Here is a 17,457-nt window from a genome sequence, read left to right as displayed (position 1 = left end):
CGCAATCACCGAAATACGCAACTACTTGGTTACCCTTACAGCGGACCCGATTACTGGAGAAGTGCTACAGGCAAAACACTGAAAGAGATTGAAGCGGAATCTATTTAGATAAATGCAGCGATCACTCGCTGTTTAAATTGGCCTAACCTCAGTTCATCAAATGCTAAAGTGAACCCTGCATTATTTGAATTCATCATATCTGAAGTTTCTCCCCAACTAAGTAAGCTTGGTTGGGGTCGATTAGATTGAACGCTTTCCGATACAGTGCTTGACTGCAGGCGTATTTCATCAACACCACTCGGTACGTTGTTATCTTGTTTAATGTACATGCAGCTATCAGGAATATCCTGCTCAATTCTTTCAGCAAACCCAATCAAACTTTCTTCGGCAAAGGTATACAACCACGCTTCTTGGTTGGGGGAATCATTGATTCTTAAAATTCGCCCAAGGACTTGTCTAAAATAGAGTTCCGTTTTTACCGAACTCATGTGGCAGCATACTTGAAGCCTAGGAATATCCGTTCCTTCACTTATCATCCCGACACTGACTATCCACTGAACTGTTGAGTGACGAAACGACTCTATTTCGTGTAACGGATTGTCATGGTGATAAGTCACGATGCACGCTGATTGATTAAAGTGCTCAACAAGTCGCTTTTGAATGTCTTTAGCGTGCTTAATAGAAGATGCAACCACTAAGCCTCCAGCATTTGGGGACTCTTGCCTTATCTGCGCTAGCTTTTGGCAACCACTATTTAATATGTAATTCATAGCGTCTTCATTGTGAATGACGCTTTGGTAAGACACATCAGATTGTTTAAGACAGTCAAGAATAGAGGCGAAGTGTTGATTGTCACTGCCAGCCTTAACACTCAGGTGTTCATTATCGATTAAAACGATTTTAGGGCGGCGGCATACTTCGTCTTCAACAGCCTGTTGCAAGCCGTATTGGTAATCGCAAACAACCTTGCCATCAGGATCAGAATACTCGGCCATGACAATCGGTAGCCGATCAGAACGCCAAGGAGTGCCCGACAGCGCCAAAGTATAATGAGCAAAGCCTTGGATCTTCGAGACAATTTCTAGCCCCCATGAGTTTGACCGCCCCTCGTCATCAAACGAACAATGGTGGATCTCATCAAATACCACTAGTACTCGATACTTACTGACGGTGCTCCAAAAGTTTTCATCCAAAAAACGGATGGATTGGTAGGTGTAAGAGCCCCCAAGGGAACCCAAACCTCCATTAAAGGAACATTCGAGCTTCCATGAAAAGGTCTTTTGCATCCCTTCTGCAACAGTCAGAGAGGGAGAGAAACACAGCACTAGGTCAATCATGCCTTGTTCAAATAACCGACTCGCGACCTCGGCGGCCATAACGGTTTTACCAGCACCTGGGGTCGCTTGGCAGAAGAAGTGTGAATGCTTGTTTGAAGTGAATTTCTCGATAGCTTGAGCTGCACACTCGGCTTGCCATGCTCTTAACATTGAGGAACCTTACTTTGGGCGACTTGCATCCAGTTGGTTAGTGCATTAATTCTGCCTAATAGCTTGGCTGAGCGTTCTCTTGCTGCATTAAATAGCGGCTGCATATCTTGCTTGTTGTTTGGGAAACGCGTTAACAACGATTGGTATTCCTCAATCTCGCCTAGAGTAATCGCCAGTTCGCCTTCATGCTGTTTCTTCTCTTGCTCTAATGCATTTAGAGAGTACTCCGAAGTTTGAACAGCTATTGAATCGACTTTAGTTTTCCTATTTCTAGCCACTCTAGGCTCAATTGTGAGCGCTTTGAATTCGTTAGTTTGATGGTAACGTTTGTCTCTACGAGCCCCAATAACAGAAAGCCAGCCTTTCTCCTCAAATGATAAAAGTTGCTTATAAACATACTTCCGCGCATCGTCCTTGCTCGAGAAGGCTGAAGCACTGTTTAGCAAAGCATCTCTAGCTTCTGTGACGGAGAAATTATCCATCCCTTTTTCAATCAATAGGTTAAACATGTGAGGGTTAATTCTGGTTACTTTCTTCATGTGACTCTTACAGGTAATAAAAACTTAGGATTGCTAAGTATACAAAAATCAGTAAAACTTAGACAATCTAAGTTATCTAAAGGTTGAAAAGAAATGTGTAAGTGCAAAAAGACAACCCAATCCCAGCGAGGCTCAAAGCTGCGCGTAAAAAAGCCAAGATCACCCAAAAAGATTTAGGGGTGAAAATTGGTATGGAGCAGAGTTCTGCTAGCGGTCGTATGAATCATTACGAGAAAGGCAGGCATGTACCCGATATTGGTACGCTTGAACGTATGGCTGAAGAATTAGATGTGCCGCTAAACTACTTTTTCTGTAGGAGCGAATTGAGTGCGGAATTGGCTTGTATCATAGACAAGCTAAGTGATGAAGACAAAGCTGCTTTGATAGACAAGATAAAGTAACAACGACTAGAGCAATCTCAACGTTTTTTTACTTAAAAGAAGCTCAATAGGTAAAATGCCTGTGAATGATTGATTTATCAGCCACCTTCTTTGGACTTGGCTAGATAGTTGTAGTCTGTCTCTATCGCTAACTCAACAATCTCTATCTCCTCAAGAGGACAACTGAAGGGGTTGCTTGTTACATCTGGGTACTTAAAATCAAAAGTTCGATATAACAGACATTTGTCTATTAAATTGCATCAGCTCTTGGTAAGAAGTTTTGCCAGCGATGTAGCATCAGAAAAAATACGCTCAGTTTGTACCAATGTATCCGTTTCACTATCTAACTCGAAATCAGTATGAGCCTCAATCTCACTAACTTTAAGATCATCAACCATATCAACCTCAAAAGGGTTCTCATCGCTGACGCTACGTTGCCTATTAAATCTCTCCCACGCAACGGCAAAATGTTCCAACCTCAATGAACTGCTCCCCTCAGAAAGTGCCTCCGAAAGCGCTGCGCCAATTAGCTCTTTAAGAGCTCGCATCTCGCCTCGTGAGGCTGCAAACAGTGGAAAGCCGACTTGAGGGGAGCTTAGAGTTTCAAAAGACGGTATTGGTAGAATTTTGTCAAAAAGATCCAATAACTTAACGAAACTATCTCTACTCGCTTCATGACTCAATTTAAAATAAGGCAGTTGATACACAACCTTAGCTCGAGATTCCCACTGCCCGTCGGAAAGTAGGTGCTTGGAGCAAGGTAACCCCACCCACACTATCGGTTTTTTTGTACTTTCACTGATAAACTTAAGTCTATCGTTAACATCCTGGCGCTCTTTCTGACGTCGGCTTTGAATTAGCTCCTGACACTCATCAATGATGATTAACTCAACATCAGACTGCTTTAACAATCTTATCACTGAGTCAGTTAACCCATAGTCACAAGGTTTTGCACGCGAGTTCTTACGTCCAAGTTCATAATTCATCCATTTTAATGTTTCTAGCAGTGTAGGCCTAACCCGCGTCAATAATACCTGCCGAGAGCCGTTCCTAAGATGAGTATTGATATAATAATCCAGCAAGGCAGACTTACCAGAGCCAGAATCACCCATTATTATCATTGAAGGTACCGAGCCACCAGATCGGCCCCGTAATCTGAGCCAATCGAGATCACTAATGACCGTATTTAAATGGGGAAGCACTATGTAAGAGTCATAGAACGCTCTTAACTCACCGTTTTCGGTCATTACTCCCCTCGCTTATGTAGTTTGTCTCTCGATTGATTCCATAATGAGATCGCAGAGACCTTCCCTGGCTGTGAGGCATTAGTTTCTGGGATTTTATTTTCTTCAATCGTGCCAGGTTTATCGCTAGATATACCCTTATGAGCAGCCAATTTTTTGGCGTGTTTCTGATTAACACTGACGAGACCTCGCTGCTTACCATTCTCTTGTTCTGCAAGAATTCGCTTATGCAATGCCATACGAGCCTTGGCTAAACCAACGATATCAATTTGAGTATCTATGTACTTCCGATGAGCAGCAACCAATGTTCGGTGTACTTCTAGACTAAGCTTTTTCGTGTAACCAACTGGATCTTTTGCCGGCACCTCAAGGTAACCACCAAGCTCATCAAGAAAAATATAGATGCTCGATAAATCGTCCGGGTCTATTTTGATATGCTTCTTAGAGGCTTTCTTCTGTGGGTATTGCTTTCGATAGTCAGATAACGCTCGGCAGTCGTATTGCAAATGCTCGTAGGTTATCCCCAGAGAAGTAAGCTTTCTTTCATCCGCTATTCCCATCACTACTGTGAAATGCTGTTCGTCTTCAATCGCGAGTTCTAGTGGTTTTATAGAATCGACACTTTGTTGCCAATAGAGTGATGGTATGCGAGACATTCGCTGATCAGGCTTAACATTATGAACATCAACGACCCACCTCAAGAACTCTTCGCAAAACACAGAAAACCTAACAACAGCGTCTTTTGTAGGGTTGTAATCAGCTTTTTCAATAGTATTTGAGAATGTTTTACCGGGTATAGTCATCAGAAACATCTCATTGATCTTGCCAAAAGCTCTTTCAACAAATGGCTTCAACCAGGGGCGACGCACTTTATTGTAATCAATGTGTATACCTGACTCTAAACACGCTTTCTCTAAACTCTTTGACCAAAACTCCGCCCCATTATCGACGACTAAAGTCTCAATTTTGCCATGACAATCCCAACGATTATTTAACTCGAAACCCTTAGTAACTAGGTCATTTTTGGGCTTAACACTGTTGATAATAGCTTTTGACACAGACACATAACTTGGGGCTTTAAAGCCAATGTGGTAACCAATAATACAACCACTGAAGACATCAACCAGCAAAGTTAAGTAAGGGCGGCCCAAAGGAACAAGTAACTCGTCATCTATTAAAATAACATCTAGGGGGGTGTGATCGATTTCAACACGTTGCAAAACTCTTGTTGGGGGCTCGTGAGCATCAAAATACCTGAACCAAAGGTCGGCAAAATATTGCCCATAACGACCCACCGCCACCATGTATGGAGGTAAAGACTTTAGTCGTTTTTTAAACCCTTCGTACGTCAGCTTAGAGATCTTACCCTCAACAATTGTCTCATTTGCGAGGATGATACTATCTGAATAGAACTCATATGCTTTGGCATAGGATGGGCGTGTTGACGTTAAAAAACGCTCCAGTGCCTCTTCAAAGTACTTCTCATCACCAACAACCTTTTTCTCTTTGCTACCTTTATCGTGATGACGGTTGACCAAGGACTTTATATCACCACCGCTTTCATTAAACGCTGCACGCCACCGGCAAACAGTCCTAGAGCTAGGCTTTTTCGACAAACCACATGCTTCGAAATGTTTGCTTATAAGTGGATTGAGCGTAGTGGGCGACCACCCATGGTTGTTATCTTTCGCTATTAGGGAGATGAGCTTGTATCGCTGCAAAGCAATGTTTTGCTGCTCTTCAGGGTAAGAGCTTAAATCCCGCTCTATTAGTTTTGAATCAGAAAGGCTCCGATATTTCAGAGTATTATGTTCATCTTCTCGTTGTTCTTCCAAGCTAACTTGTACATTACGAATTGATTCAGATTCATCATCAAAAGGGCCAATAGACATTGTTTTTTACCCCACTGTTAGCACCGTCTCCGTACCAAACACTGCACTTTTTAAGTCTGCGACTAGTTCTCCTTTCGCCAGTAATGGCAATACCGAAGATTTTGCCTCAGCTAGCGGAAGATCGAGTTCCAACGCTACACCTTGGAGGGGTACTGCTCCTAAACGCCAGACAAGTGCGATGATATCAGTTTGAAGCTTGGTTATTTGATAAAAGCCATGATAGGCATGCATGAGTTTTAGGTTATTCAGGATAGGATTCAAACGTATCTGACGACTAGTAACTAAGTTCAAGGTTTCTCCAAGTGCTATCGCCGCACTTTGCTGGGCCATGAATTTCAATTGAAATTCTGGCTTCTGCGCTACATGTCGTGGCTTAACTTCCCAATACTGACGGCTTCCATCACGAAGATGAACCAAAAAATCAGGTGTATAAGGATTGTTTTTACCGTCAAGCTCATAGTAAAAACCGGTTGGTTGACTACTGAACGAAATGACGTCTTTGGAGTACTCGAGGTGAAAGCAGGCATCAAACTCCAAACGACTTTCACACAGAATCATGTCGTTATTTTTAGGACTAGAGAACTTGATGACGTTTTTGGTAGGACTTGGCTTTCTTAGATTACGTACATACATAACGTCCCTCAACGATGTAAAATTACAACCGTTTTGAGTATAGGACACTTTTTTGTACTAGATTGCCATTTTCTGGTACTGATATGACATTTTCTGGTTTTATCCAGACTGGCTTTTAAAGGCGGAATACTGCAATTAGTACATATATCAATGCTATAGATATAACATATATTGCAGGCTTCATTAAGGGGTGGGAACCCAGCCACATCCCGGCACACAAGTCACTCGCTGCGGCTGCTCCCTTCCAGGCCTGACCGAGTTCACGAGCTATTGTTGCGGGAGGACCAGGCCCCCATAGATTCGTTTTCTAAGAGGCTTGCCTCAAAGAGTGATTGGATTATTAAGCATCACAGCAACCATTGCAAGCCCTTCCACCCTATTTTTGAACAATTGCGGTCTAAGTGCTTATCCTTTATTCAAACCATTAGAAAATCGCAGGTAAATTCACCATTTACCTGCATTTGGAAGGTTTGGATTGCTGGAGTACTAGATATCGATGTCTTCGTTATCTTCTGTGCGAATGATGTAGTCTGTCATCCACGCGGTACCTAATAGACACAACCACACCACAAAGACTGGGCTCGGTACTTCGATGCTTGGAGTAATCACCAGAGCCGCAAAACCGACCGTTGGCAGTGTCCAACACAGTAGTTTATTCCAGCGGAAGGTTTTCAAGCGCGTCAGCGTTTCCATCGATGCCATGATGCCCGTTACACACAAGGCAACCAAAGCGGCATAAGGTAAATCGGCTATCCATAATGGAAGTATTAAGCCTAATGACCACCAGCTGTGTCGGCTGGCAGGCTTAAGATGATTTGCCGCCCACCAAATCACGATGATTGATAAGGTTTGAAGTGTGGTAACCCACGGGACACCTTCAAGCTTGCCTGCTGATTGTGTCACCATGATCCCGACCTGCAAAGTAGTCACAATCAAGCCGGAAATAATCACGACCGACAAACTACTGCGTCTTGAGAAGACCACCATCAATAACGGGAATAGTACCCACGCACTGACAGACAGCGTGATAGGCTGCAAAGGAAGGGTTAGACCATAAGTGGTCATGGAAACAAGCAAAGCTAATCCTGCTATGCCCCCCTGCGGTAAAATCCATAAAGCAGGAATTACCATTGCAAGCACCGGGATATCTCCCTCACTTAAACTGATTGCTCTCGCGCAAACAACCGCTAATAATGTGGTGATCAAGAACTGAAACGTTGTAAATACCATAGCCCTCTCCTTCTACCGATCCGTGGTACCATACCAATCGTAGTAATTAACTGGTCACCCTAGCTTGTTAAAAAACTCGATAACCTCGTTAGATTTTTTGATTGTAGAATAACTACTTATCAAAACTTCTTATCAAAAAGAGCGGCCTTGCTCTCAAGCTTTTTCCCTGCGCTATTTTTGAACACTTACTTACTGTGATTGGTATTTATGAACTAGGAACATTTAGTATGGACCAATTTTTAAGCCAAATCTTTGCTGTGATTCACCAAATTCCATATGGGAAAGTAACAACTTATGGAGACATAGCACGTTTTTCAGGATTTCCGGGCTATGCGCGCCATGTTGGTAAAGCGCTGGGTAACCTGCCAGAAGGTAGCAAACTGCCTTGGTATCGAGTGATAAACAGCAAGGGTGAAATATCTTTAAAGGCTGATTCGTTCGACAGACAAAAGCAGCATTTGGTTAAAGAAGGGGTTGAGGTGAGTGATGCAGGAAAAGTTAAACTCAGAATATACAAATGGCAGCCCTAGAGCTGCCACTAATCGTCAATTCAACTGGCTAAGTTAAGCCAATCAAGATGCCTTAACAGTGGCATCGATTTCTGATTAACGAACACCAACCAAACGTAGGTCTGCTTGCTGTGTATTTTCTACATCAGTAATTACTGACTTAATCGTGTCCGTTATGAAACGCAGTTTACCGTCAACATGAATCGATGCGCGCATGTTGTAACGGTGGTTAGCTTTAATTTTGTCGTTGTCGTAGCTCAGCTCGAATGCGAACGGTACTTGCTTACCGTCTGTGGTGAACTCTTGAGTTGCGATAACCGTCGATGGTGCATCAGCCAGTGAGATATCTTCTAGCGTAACGGTAACCACTGCATTCTCTGGCAATGCAATTCTTTCACGGTAGCTTACTGTTCCTGAAATCACTTGAGTGTTCTCTGCAACCACTTCTTGAGAAGCGCTCGTTTCTGATGTTGCTTGGCAACCAACAAGTAGGCCAAACGATACTAAAGACGTAATAAGAATTAGAGCCTTTTTCATATTCAATTTCTCTCAACATGTTTGCCGGACTCGGCAAATCTACTCACCAATTATAAGAGAGCTTTCATATTCTGTCTTGAAACCCTATGATTTATTGACAGATATCTGACTAAGCTAAATGATTAACACCATAATCTGACACCCATTTTACGAAGAGGAATGCTGGCGATGAGTCAACCTTTACAAGAATTACTAAGTTTACTTCAGCTAGAAAAACTGGAAGAAGGTTTATTCCGTGGGCAAAGTGAGAACCTAGGCCTACCACAGGTATACGGCGGTCAGGTATTGGGACAAGCGCTTTCTGCTGCTCGTTATACCGTTCAAGACGACCGTAGTGTTCACTCGTTCCACAGTTATTTTCTGTTTCCCGGCGATCCTGAAAAGCCAATCATTTACGATGTTGAGAACCTACGAGATGGACGCAGCTTTAGCACACGCCGTGTAAAAGCGATTCAAAATGGCCGCCCTATTTTCTATCTCACTGCTTCTTATCATGGCGATGCGCCAGGGTTTGAGCACCAGATTTCAATGCCTGATATTCCGGGACCAGAGAACTTTGCCTCAGAAACTGAATTAGCGAGCCACATTGCGGAATTCTTACCAGAGAAACTGCGCAAAACCTTCTGTGGCGAAAAGCCGATTGAGATGCGTCCGGTGACGGTGGTAAACCCACTGAAACCTAAGAAGACGGAAGCGAAACAATACCTTTGGGTAAGAGCGAATGGCGCGATGCCAGACAACCACTTGATCCACCAATACCTGCTTGCCTACGCATCGGATTGGGGATTCTTAGTGACGGCGCTTCACCCACATGAAGTCTCTATCATGACGCCAAATTTTCAAGTGGCGACGATTGACCACTCAATCTGGTTCCACCGCCCATTCAAAATGGACGAATGGCTGCTTTATGCGATTGAAAGCCCAACGGCAGCGAACACTCGCGGCCTAGTGCGCGGCGAGATCTTCAACCAGAAAGGTGAGCTGGTAGCGACAGCAGTACAAGAAGGTGTGATGCGTTTTACTAAATAGCACTCAAATAAATAGCGGATAAACGCTTCTTACAAGCCCCAAATACGCACAAACAAAAAGAGGCTAGGTTTAATACCTAGCCTCTTTCTTTAATGACGCTTAAGAAAACTCGTCACGCAAAAATCAATAAAACCTACTCAACTTCTAACGTTGGCTCAAACTCGCCTTGAACTCGCGTTTTAATGCCATCACCTGCGTCTCGTAGAAGGTTAAATGGCGATAACACTACGCCTTTCACCGCGCCCTCAGCGGCTCCCTGAGCGAGTTCCTTACTCTTATCAGCTAACAAATTAGCTTGTGCCAAAATACCTGGGACTTCCGCTCGTAGCATTTCAGATTCCGTGACGATGACAGGAATAGTCTGTTCGCGGTAAGACTTACTTTCAGCGAGCATTGGTGGCATTACGTCTACGCGGTATCTCTTTAATTCAGTTAATGTTGGTGGAATAACATCGGTTCTTACCTGCTCGACTTCCGTTCGAACATTTTTCACTTCATCTAATATCGCAGGGATTTTGTTGTCGACCGAGGCTACGGTTTGATTCACATCATCGATCGTCTTTCTAACTTCTTCGACAGTGTTTAACACCTGAGGAGCAAGATCGCTGACATGTTCTGCAAGCGCTAATAGCTCTTCTACTTTGAGCCCTTTGGTGAGGCCCGATATGTCTTCGATAACTTGCGGGTAAGTATCAACGATTTCACCGACTTTATTAGTCAATGAGTAGATGGTGTAACCCAAGTAAAAAATGGCGACCGCCAGTACCAGCTGGATAGCGGTAGATACTTTTGCAAACATGAATAATCCTTTTCTTTATCGCAGAGACGAGATCTAAACTGAGAAGATAGTTAAACTAAAGCGATAGTTAATCTATTACTAGGCGCAGCTTAAAGCGGCAATGCTGTCGTGTACTTCAATGGTTCCATCGCAAACGTCGAGGTCACATTAGAGATACCATCAATGCTATTCACCAAGCGCTTATAGAAATCATCAAAGCACTTCATGTCTTTAACCTGAACCTTCATCATATAATCATATTCGCCAGCCATGCGATAGAACTCCATCACTTCTGGAAATTCCGACACAGTATTCACAAAACGACCATACCACTCATGAGAATGATCACTGGTTTTCACCAATACGAACGCAGTAAAGGAAAGATCCAGTTTTTCCGGGTTCAGCAGTGCAACTCTTTTCTCAATAATGCCGTTCTCTTCGAGGCGCTTAAGCCTTTTCCAACAAGGCGTTGTAGTGAGATTGACCGCTTCAGAAATATCGTTCAATGACAGGGTGCTGTCTTCTTGCAGTAACCCTAATATTTTTTTATCTACGGCATCTATCACACTTTCACCAAATCGCATTTAAAGAGAATAATTTTCTACAATTTAAGCAAAACAAAGCAAATATGGCAAAGTTTTTCTCTCCGATTATAGATAAATTAGAACCATACCAATTACAAAGAATTCCTACACTCGATCAGGAGAACGTTTATGTGCACTGACCATCAATGGATTAACAACGCGATTCGTAAAATTGAAGCGGACTACCAACGCTCAGCGGATACGCACCTTATCAAGCTCGATCTACCAAGTATCGAAGGCATTGATGTTTACCTTAAAGATGAAAGCACACACCCTACAGGCTCTTTAAAGCACCGTTTAGCGCGTTCTCTCTTCTTATACGCTATCTGTAACGGTTGGGTTGGCCCAGAAACCACGATCATTGAATCTTCATCGGGCAGTACTGCGGTGTCTGAAGCTTACTTCGCTCGCCTACTTGGCCTTCCATTTATCGCGGTAATGCCAAAATGCACAGCGAAGAAAAAGATCGAGCAAATTGAATTCTACGGCGGCCAAGCGCATCTTGTGGACCGCTCAGATGAAATTTACGATGAGTCTCGCCGTTTAGCAGAAGAATTGAATGGTCACTACATGGATCAATTTACTTACGCTGAGCGCGCAACCGACTGGCGTGGTAACAACAACATCGCGAACTCGATTTTCAATCAAATGCAGATGGAAGATCACCCAGTTCCGGCTTGGGTAGTAATGAGCCCAGGTACTGGCGGTACTTCAGCGACGATTGGCCGTTTCATTCGCTACCAACAACATGAAACTAAGCTTTGTGTTGTGGACCCTGAGAACTCTGTATTCCACGAATACTTCCAAACAGGCAATGCGAACGTGAAATGTAGTACATTCAGCAAGATTGAAGGCATTGGTCGCCCACGAGCGGAACCAAGCTTCATTCCTGGTGTGGTTGACGAAATGCGTAAAATCCCAGACGCAGCAAGTATCGCAACGACACATTGGTTATCTGACATTCTTGGTCGCAAGGTCGGCGCATCAACCGGGACTAACATGTACGGTGTGCTTCAATTAGCCAGTGAAATGAAAGCACGTGGAGAAAAAGGTTCTATCGTGACTTTACTGTGTGACAGTGGTGAGCGTTACCTAGATACTTACTTCAATGACGAGTGGGTAAATCTGAATATCGGTGACCTACAACCTTATGCAGCGAAGTTAGAAGCTTTCTCGCAAACGGGTGAGTTGGCTTAAGTTCAAAACCGATAGTTCGAAATAGAAAAGAGCCCTTGATGGGCTCTTTTTTTTTATTCATTCTATTAGTCAGCCACTAACGAGAACAAATTACTCTGGCTTCTGCTTCGCTTCAAATGCCGCGAGTTGTTCAGGCGTCGCTTTTGGTTGATGGTTTTGTTTCCACTCATCGTAAGTCATGCCGTATACACGCTCACGAGCGTCATCGATATCCAAGTCTAAGCCTTGTTGCTCTGCTTCCGCTTTGTACCATTTACTGAAACAGTTTCGGCAGAAGCCAGCCAAGATCATCAGATCGATGTTCTGCACATCTTTATTGTTATCTAGGTGTGCTAGCAGGCGACGAAAGGTTGCTGCATCCAGCTTATCTTGTTCTTCTTGAGAAAGATCTTTGTATTTAAATTCAGCCACTTTACTTTCCTTTATTCGATCTATTGTATTAATTCGTTGAGCTCTGTTTGTTATACAAAAAAAGCCTGCAATTCGCTAGGAGCAAACGCAGGCTTTTCAATATTGTTACACTATTCCGTGTTCATTAATCGTGCGTGTTCATTAACCGTGACTGGTTCTTCCCACGTTGTCATGGCTAAGCTCTTTATTAAGTTCCGCTTCCACGTGACCCGGAGAACGTGTTGAGCCAGAAATCAGTCGGTACATCGCAGGGATAACGAACAGAGTTACCAATGTCGCGAAGCCCATACCGAAGAAGATAACCGTACCCACAGCCACTCGGCTTTCATAGCCTGCGCCCGTTGAAGTAATCAATGGAATTGCACCAGCCAGCGTCGTGAATGCCGTCATCATGATTGGACGTAAGCGTCGAGCAGAAGCATCAATGATCGCCTTTTCAAACTCAATACCACGGTCACGAAGTTGGTTAGCAAACTCTACGATCAAGATACCGTTTTTGGTTACCATACCGATCAACATGATCATACCAATCTGGCTGTAGACGTTGAGCCCTTGACTCATCAGCACCAAGCCTAAGAAGCCACCGAAGATACCCATAGGTACGGTGAACATCACCACCAGCGGGTTAATGAAGCTTTCAAACTGCGCGGCCAGTACCAAGTATGCGACCAGCATCGCTAGCGCAAACACCACTAGGATACTTGATTGGTTCTCTTTAAAGTCTTTTGACTCGCCAGAGTAGCTCACTGAAATATCACCCGGTAGCTGTTCAATCGCTTGTTCATCAAGGAAATCGAGCGCGTCACCCAGCGTGTAACCTTCCATTAGGTTCGCTTTAATGGTCACCGATTTCTGCTTGTTGTAGTGCGACAAACGAATCGATGAAGCCACTTCTTCAATGTGCGTCAGCGTATCAAGTGTAACCAGCTCACCAGACTGAGTTCGCATGTAGATTTGGCTTAGATCGTTCGCGTTGTTGAAGCTGTTTTCATCACCACGCAGATACACGTCGTACTCTTCACCACGGTCAACGAAGGTCGTTTCACTGCGGCCGCCAAGCATGATTTCTAACGTATCTGAAATGTCTGAAACGCTAACACCTAGCTCTGCTGCACGCTGCTTATCTACGGTTACCAATAGCTCTGGTGTTTTCTCAGAGTAATCGATGTCCGCGCCTTCCATCATTGGAGAATCTTCAGCCGCTTGCTTTAAGAGCTCTGCCCACTTCTGAAGTTCAGAGTAATCAGAACCGCCAAGTACGAATTGAACAGGCTCACTTGAACCACCTTTGAAGCCCGGCATGAACGGGAATACACGCACATCTGGAATGCCGTTCAACGATTTACGAACTTCGTTCAACGCTTCTTGTGCGGTAACGTCACGCTCATCCCAGTCTTCTAGGATCATGATTACGAAGCCCGTTTGGTCACCCGCATTACCACCAAACGCTGGTGATTGAATACTGAATGACTTCAAGAAGCCCTGACCAAGCAATGGCATTAAGCGTTCTTCAACGATGTCCATGTTGGCAGACATACGGTTGTAACTGGTTGCATCGGCACCACGAACAAACGCAAATATAACACCACGGTCTTCTTGTGGCGTCAGTTGCGACGGCACTTGTTGCATCAAGCCATAACTACCGCCCATACACGCGATAATGATGATTGGAGCGGCCCAACGCCAGTTAAGAGCACGGCGCAATACCGCGCGGTATCCAGACTCAAGCTTGCCAAATACGCGCTCGACAAACAAATTGAAACGGTTTGGTTTAACGTTCGCTTTAAGGATCTTACTGCCTAGCACTGGCGTTAGCGTTAATGCGACTAGCGACGAGAAGATCACCGACATCGCAAGCAATACAGAAAACTCGGTAAACAATAGGCCAACCATGCCGTCCATGAACGAGATTGGTAGGAATACCATTACCAATACAAGCGTTGTTGCGATTACCGCGAAGCCTACTTCACGAGTACCTTTATAGGCAGCAAGCAGCGGTGACTCACCACGTTCGATATGGTGGAAAATGTTCTCAACCACCACGATCGCATCATCGACCACCAAACCAATCGACAGGATAAGTGCCATCAGGGTAATCAGGTTGATGGAGAAACCGAAGTAGTACGCGGCAATAAACGACGAGATCAGAGATACAGGTACGGTTACCGCTGGAATAAGTGTTGCACGTGCTTGACCAATAAAGATGTAAAGCACAAGGATAACCAAGCCACCCGTGATAAAGAGTGTGCTGTATACCTCTGAGATTGAACGGTCAATAAAGACTGTTGAGTCATAATCGACAGCTAAACGAGTACCGTCTGGCAAGAACTTTTGAATTGCTTCGACTTCTTTATGGACTAAGTCAGCCACCTCAAGTGGGTTCGCATCTGACTGAGGCACGATACCCATGCTTACGTTAACAACGCCGTCACTCTTAAAGGTCGAGTTCTCGTTTTCTGCGCCAATGTAAACATCCGCTACGTCTTTCAAGTAGATAGGTGTGTTATCAGAGGCACGTTTAACGACTAGATATTCGAAATCTTCCGCTTCAGTGTAAGAACGAGCAGTACGAACCGACATCACAATCGCATCGTTACGTACTTCACCACCTGGGCTTTCAATGTTCTCACTGTTCAGAGCAGAAGTGATGTCCGAGGTAGTAACGCCACGACCCGCCATCTGCGCAGGTTTCAGCTTTACGTACATTACTTTGTACAAGCCACCTGAGATATCCACCGAGCTCACGCCAGAAATCAAACTAAAGCGGTCAATCAACACACGTTCGGTGTAGTCGGTTAACTGCGTTCGGTCCATCTCCGTCGAACTTAAGTTGATGTAGACCGAAGCTTCACCACTACCATTGTTCTTATAAACAATTGGGTCGTCGGCTTCATCGGGCAATGAACGCTGCGCACGAGCTACAGCATCACGAACATCACTCACACCGGTATTGAGGTCGTAACCAAGCTCAAAAGTAATCGTGATACGCGACATACCGTTACGCGTTGTGGATTCGATCTCATCGATACCACTGATGCCGGATAACTGGTCTTCAAGGTTGGAGGTTATTTGGCTTTCAATGATGGTGGCAGACGCACCCTCATAACGAGTACTGATCGATACTACCGGGCTTTCAATATCTGGCATCTCACGAACCGCGAGCTTATTGAAAGAGACAATACCAAACACAACCAATAGTAGGCTCAATACGACGGCCGCTACTGGTCTCTTTACAGAAACATCAGATAACAACATTAGTTAGCGCCTTCTTGTGCTTTTTTATCACTTGCTGCATCAGCTGGGCGATTAACGGCAAGCTCTTGAACCAAGACGCCGTCACGCATGTTCACGATACCTTGCACCACGATCTTCTGGCCAATTTCGATGCCTTTGTCGATCACGACTTCGTTATCGATACGTGCCCCAAGGAAAACTTCTGTACGAGTTGCTTTATTATCTTCGTCGATAACATAAACGAAACGCTTCGTACCTGAATACTCAAGCGCTTGAACTGGAATGATTGGCGCTTCCACTGGTGGGAAGTCCATATCCGCCGCCACTAACATACCTGGCTTTAGATAATCATTATTGTTGTCGAAATGGATTCGAACTCGAAGGTTCAAGGTTTCAGCGTTAATACGAGAATCAATGCCTACTACAGTACCAGTGAACTGAGTGTCGCCCCATGCGCTAGTGCGAGCCGTTACTTTCATACCTTTAGACAGTTTAGAAAGGTAGCGCTCCGGGATCTGCAGATCTAATTGCATTACCGATAGGTCATCTAAGGTCACGAGTTCAGTACCTGCAGTCACCATTTTACCGCGGCTAAAGTCGATAAAACCAACAGTGCCCGAGAATGGCGCGCTGATGTGAAGATCTTTCAGATTGGCATTTGCAGCAGCTAAACGAGCGTTGGCGATCTCTACGTTCGTTTTCTGAGCGTCAATTTCAGTTTGCGTGATCGCGTTACGTTTCACTAGGCGTTGAAATTCCGCTAGCTTACGTTTCTCGTCTTTTAAATACGCTTGCGCTTCTGCAACTGCTGCTTTTGCTTTGTCGTCATCTAATTGAACCAACATCTGCCCTTTGGTGACATCTTGATTGGCTTTGATGTTGATAGAGTCAACTCTGCCCGCTACTTCAGAGGTAATGATCACAGATTGTTCTGCTTCTAACTTACCTACCAAAGAAAGAGATTGGCTAACTTGGTGAATATCAACTTGCTCAGTAACAACAGTGACAGTGCTAGGGCCCATACGTTTAGCGAGTACGGCTGGAGACGCCATAAGAATAGACAAGCTAAGCAGGGTTAAAACAGATTTATGCTTCATAATAATGGTCTGCAAGTAAGGTTTATACCAATCACAGTGAGTCAGTGGTCAAAAATAGCGTAGGGAAAAGGCTTGAGAACAAGGCAGCATTTTAGATAAGTAGTTATCCTACAATCAAAAATTCTAACGCAGTTATCGAGCATTTTAACAAGCTAGAATGACAAGTTACTTACTACGATTGGTATTATTATCTATAAATGAAATTAACCGTATTCTATCAACTGATGAATGCTGTAACGTCAAGAAGTGTAAATCTAGATTAAATTCCATTTACGTTTCATCATGTTTTAGACACATTGAACACAATACAGAAAGCCAGTCACCTCAAGGTGTTACCTATCAGTACGTAAACCTTAGTATAGATGTTCACTTCACGAGCAATATGCGTACTTTTCGCCATCTTTGCCCAAAAAGGCAGCATTTAACACAAAACCATAAGAAAAACCCTTTACAGGTTTAGCGTGTTTGCTATGATGCGCTCCGCACTTGAGAGATGCGTTGGGAAAAACATCTCTTTAGCCTATCCATTATGAGTTAGGAAAAAACACCCTGGAGGGGTTCCCGAGTGGCCAAAGGGAGCAGACTGTAAATCTGCCGGCACTGCCTTCGATGGTTCGAATCCGTCTCCCTCCACCATATTTCTTCTTACCTCTTTTAAGAGTTAAGAGAACAACCT

16 protein-coding genes, 1 tRNA gene and 1 other RNA gene are annotated in these 17,457 nt (G+C 44.1%); 5 read left to right on the top strand and 13 right to left on the bottom strand.

Annotated elements, in window-relative coordinates; all coding sequences use genetic code 11:
* Window positions 1–104 precede the first annotated feature (104 nt).
* Window positions 105–1,487, bottom strand: a complete 1,383-nt coding sequence (locus tag AB4138_RS23170; RefSeq protein WP_136975983.1) for a DEAD/DEAH box helicase — start codon at window positions 1,485–1,487, stop codon at window positions 105–107.
* Window positions 1,481–2,026, bottom strand: coding sequence for a hypothetical protein (locus AB4138_RS23165; RefSeq protein ID WP_136975985.1), 546 nt, complete (start codon window positions 2,024–2,026; stop codon window positions 1,481–1,483). Before AB4138_RS23165 ends, AB4138_RS23170 begins: the two co-directional genes overlap by 7 nt.
* A 101-nt stretch (window positions 2,027–2,127) precedes the next feature.
* Between AB4138_RS23165 and AB4138_RS23160 the strand changes: the two genes are divergently transcribed.
* Window positions 2,128–2,427 carry a helix-turn-helix domain-containing protein gene (locus AB4138_RS23160; RefSeq protein ID WP_136975987.1) on the top strand — a complete coding sequence of 100 codons (300 nt, stop codon included), beginning with the start codon at window positions 2,128–2,130 and terminating at the stop codon, window positions 2,425–2,427.
* A gap of 239 nt (window positions 2,428–2,666) precedes the next feature.
* On the opposite strand, the gene AB4138_RS23155 is transcribed toward AB4138_RS23160, so the two are convergent.
* The 5 genes from AB4138_RS23155 to AB4138_RS23135 all read right to left on the bottom strand — a co-directional run bounded on the left by AB4138_RS23155 (window position 2,667) and on the right by AB4138_RS23135 (window position 7,405).
* The gene (locus tag AB4138_RS23155; RefSeq protein ID WP_136975989.1) at window positions 2,667–3,653 is read right to left on the bottom strand and encodes a TniB family NTP-binding protein; all 987 of its coding nucleotides are present in this window, start codon (window positions 3,651–3,653) and stop codon (window positions 2,667–2,669) included.
* Window positions 3,653–5,542: a Mu transposase C-terminal domain-containing protein gene (locus tag AB4138_RS23150; protein WP_136975991.1), complete on the bottom strand. Its 1,890-nt coding sequence runs from the start codon at window positions 5,540–5,542 to the stop codon at window positions 3,653–3,655. The genes AB4138_RS23155 and AB4138_RS23150 overlap by 1 nt, the downstream gene beginning before the upstream one ends.
* A 6-nt stretch (window positions 5,543–5,548) precedes the next feature.
* Window positions 5,549–6,175, bottom strand: coding sequence for a TnsA endonuclease N-terminal domain-containing protein (locus AB4138_RS23145; protein ID WP_136975993.1), 627 nt, complete (start codon window positions 6,173–6,175; stop codon window positions 5,549–5,551).
* A gap of 193 nt (window positions 6,176–6,368) precedes the next feature.
* Window positions 6,369–6,465, bottom strand: an RNA gene (gene ffs / locus AB4138_RS23140) — signal recognition particle sRNA small type.
* 196 nt (window positions 6,466–6,661) lie between these two features.
* Entirely contained in the window at window positions 6,662–7,405 is a 744-nt protein-coding gene (locus tag AB4138_RS23135) for a hypothetical protein (protein ID WP_017064066.1), read from the bottom strand.
* A gap of 227 nt (window positions 7,406–7,632) precedes the next feature.
* Here AB4138_RS23135 and AB4138_RS23130 point away from each other — a divergent pair, with 227 nt between their 5' ends.
* Window positions 7,633–7,935: an MGMT family protein gene (locus AB4138_RS23130; protein WP_017058952.1), complete on the top strand. Its 303-nt coding sequence runs from the start codon at window positions 7,633–7,635 to the stop codon at window positions 7,933–7,935.
* Between the two features lie 75 nt (window positions 7,936–8,010).
* Here AB4138_RS23130 and AB4138_RS23125 read toward each other — a convergent pair whose 3' ends face one another.
* Window positions 8,011–8,451, bottom strand: a complete 441-nt coding sequence (locus AB4138_RS23125) for a YbaY family lipoprotein (RefSeq protein WP_017058951.1) — start codon at window positions 8,449–8,451, stop codon at window positions 8,011–8,013.
* Between the two features lie 168 nt (window positions 8,452–8,619).
* Here AB4138_RS23125 and tesB point away from each other — a divergent pair, with 168 nt between their 5' ends.
* The gene (gene tesB, locus AB4138_RS23120; RefSeq protein ID WP_029235187.1) at window positions 8,620–9,480 is read left to right on the top strand and encodes an acyl-CoA thioesterase II; all 861 of its coding nucleotides are present in this window, start codon (window positions 8,620–8,622) and stop codon (window positions 9,478–9,480) included.
* Between the two features lie 133 nt (window positions 9,481–9,613).
* On the opposite strand, the gene AB4138_RS23115 is transcribed toward tesB, so the two are convergent.
* Together AB4138_RS23115 and AB4138_RS23110 are read right to left on the bottom strand one after the other, a co-directional pair.
* Window positions 9,614–10,279, bottom strand: a complete 666-nt coding sequence (locus AB4138_RS23115) for a hypothetical protein (RefSeq protein WP_017070264.1) — start codon at window positions 10,277–10,279, stop codon at window positions 9,614–9,616.
* Window positions 10,280–10,368: 89 nt separating this feature from the next.
* Complete coding sequence (locus tag AB4138_RS23110; protein WP_017062025.1) at window positions 10,369–10,842, bottom strand: Lrp/AsnC family transcriptional regulator; 474 nt, start codon at window positions 10,840–10,842, stop codon at window positions 10,369–10,371.
* A gap of 129 nt (window positions 10,843–10,971) precedes the next feature.
* Between AB4138_RS23110 and AB4138_RS23105 the strand changes: the two genes are divergently transcribed.
* Entirely contained in the window at window positions 10,972–12,039 is a 1,068-nt protein-coding gene (locus tag AB4138_RS23105) for a PLP-dependent cysteine synthase family protein (protein ID WP_136978152.1), read from the top strand.
* A gap of 90 nt (window positions 12,040–12,129) precedes the next feature.
* Here the strand turns inward: AB4138_RS23105 and AB4138_RS23100 are convergent, their stop codons facing one another.
* The 3 genes from AB4138_RS23100 to AB4138_RS23090 form a co-directional block, all read right to left on the bottom strand.
* Window positions 12,130–12,450: a DUF1244 domain-containing protein gene (locus AB4138_RS23100; RefSeq protein WP_004736423.1), complete on the bottom strand. Its 321-nt coding sequence runs from the start codon at window positions 12,448–12,450 to the stop codon at window positions 12,130–12,132.
* Between the two features lie 141 nt (window positions 12,451–12,591).
* A complete protein-coding gene (gene vexH, locus AB4138_RS23095) occupies window positions 12,592–15,705 on the bottom strand; it encodes a vibriobactin export RND transporter permease subunit VexH (protein ID WP_017062023.1) in 3,114 nt (1,037 codons plus the stop codon).
* Window positions 15,705–16,781 carry an efflux RND transporter periplasmic adaptor subunit gene (locus AB4138_RS23090; protein WP_372307868.1) on the bottom strand — a complete coding sequence of 359 codons (1,077 nt, stop codon included), beginning with the start codon at window positions 16,779–16,781 and terminating at the stop codon, window positions 15,705–15,707. Before AB4138_RS23090 ends, vexH begins: the two co-directional genes overlap by 1 nt.
* A gap of 551 nt (window positions 16,782–17,332) precedes the next feature.
* Between AB4138_RS23090 and AB4138_RS23085 the strand changes: the two genes are divergently transcribed.
* Window positions 17,333–17,417, top strand: a tRNA-Tyr gene (locus AB4138_RS23085).
* The last annotated feature ends 40 nt before the right edge of the window (window positions 17,418–17,457 follow it).

It is taken from the genome of Vibrio sp. 10N.286.52.C3 (assembly GCF_041468865.1).
GTDB lineage: Bacteria > Pseudomonadota > Gammaproteobacteria > Enterobacterales > Vibrionaceae > Vibrio > Vibrio crassostreae_C.
Note: the sequence above shows the minus strand (reverse complement) of the source record. Positions and strands in the feature narration are given on the sequence as shown.

What these genes read in the sequence shown, in the direction of transcription:
- AB4138_RS23170 (WP_136975983.1), bottom strand. Translation starts at nt 1,487, where the DNA reads ATGTTAAGAGCATGGCAAGCCGAGTGTGCAGCTCAAGCTATCGAGAAA.
- AB4138_RS23165 (WP_136975985.1), bottom strand. Translation starts at nt 2,026, where the DNA reads ATGAAGAAAGTAACCAGAATTAACCCTCACATGTTTAACCTATTGATT.
- AB4138_RS23155 (WP_136975989.1), bottom strand. Translation starts at nt 3,653, where the DNA reads ATGACCGAAAACGGTGAGTTAAGAGCGTTCTATGACTCTTACATAGTG.
- AB4138_RS23150 (WP_136975991.1), bottom strand. Translation starts at nt 5,542, where the DNA reads ATGTCTATTGGCCCTTTTGATGATGAATCTGAATCAATTCGTAATGTA.
- AB4138_RS23145 (WP_136975993.1), bottom strand. Translation starts at nt 6,175, where the DNA reads ATGTATGTACGTAATCTAAGAAAGCCAAGTCCTACCAAAAACGTCATC.
- AB4138_RS23135 (WP_017064066.1), bottom strand. Translation starts at nt 7,405, where the DNA reads ATGGTATTTACAACGTTTCAGTTCTTGATCACCACATTATTAGCGGTT.
- AB4138_RS23130 (WP_017058952.1), top strand. Translation starts at nt 7,633, where the DNA reads ATGGACCAATTTTTAAGCCAAATCTTTGCTGTGATTCACCAAATTCCA.
- AB4138_RS23125 (WP_017058951.1), bottom strand. Translation starts at nt 8,451, where the DNA reads ATGAAAAAGGCTCTAATTCTTATTACGTCTTTAGTATCGTTTGGCCTA.
- tesB (WP_029235187.1), top strand. Translation starts at nt 8,620, where the DNA reads ATGAGTCAACCTTTACAAGAATTACTAAGTTTACTTCAGCTAGAAAAA.
- AB4138_RS23115 (WP_017070264.1), bottom strand. Translation starts at nt 10,279, where the DNA reads ATGTTTGCAAAAGTATCTACCGCTATCCAGCTGGTACTGGCGGTCGCC.
- AB4138_RS23110 (WP_017062025.1), bottom strand. Translation starts at nt 10,842, where the DNA reads ATGCGATTTGGTGAAAGTGTGATAGATGCCGTAGATAAAAAAATATTA.
- AB4138_RS23105 (WP_136978152.1), top strand. Translation starts at nt 10,972, where the DNA reads ATGTGCACTGACCATCAATGGATTAACAACGCGATTCGTAAAATTGAA.
- vexH (WP_017062023.1), bottom strand. Translation starts at nt 15,705, where the DNA reads ATGTTGTTATCTGATGTTTCTGTAAAGAGACCAGTAGCGGCCGTCGTA.
- AB4138_RS23090 (WP_372307868.1), bottom strand. Translation starts at nt 16,781, where the DNA reads ATGAAGCATAAATCTGTTTTAACCCTGCTTAGCTTGTCTATTCTTATG.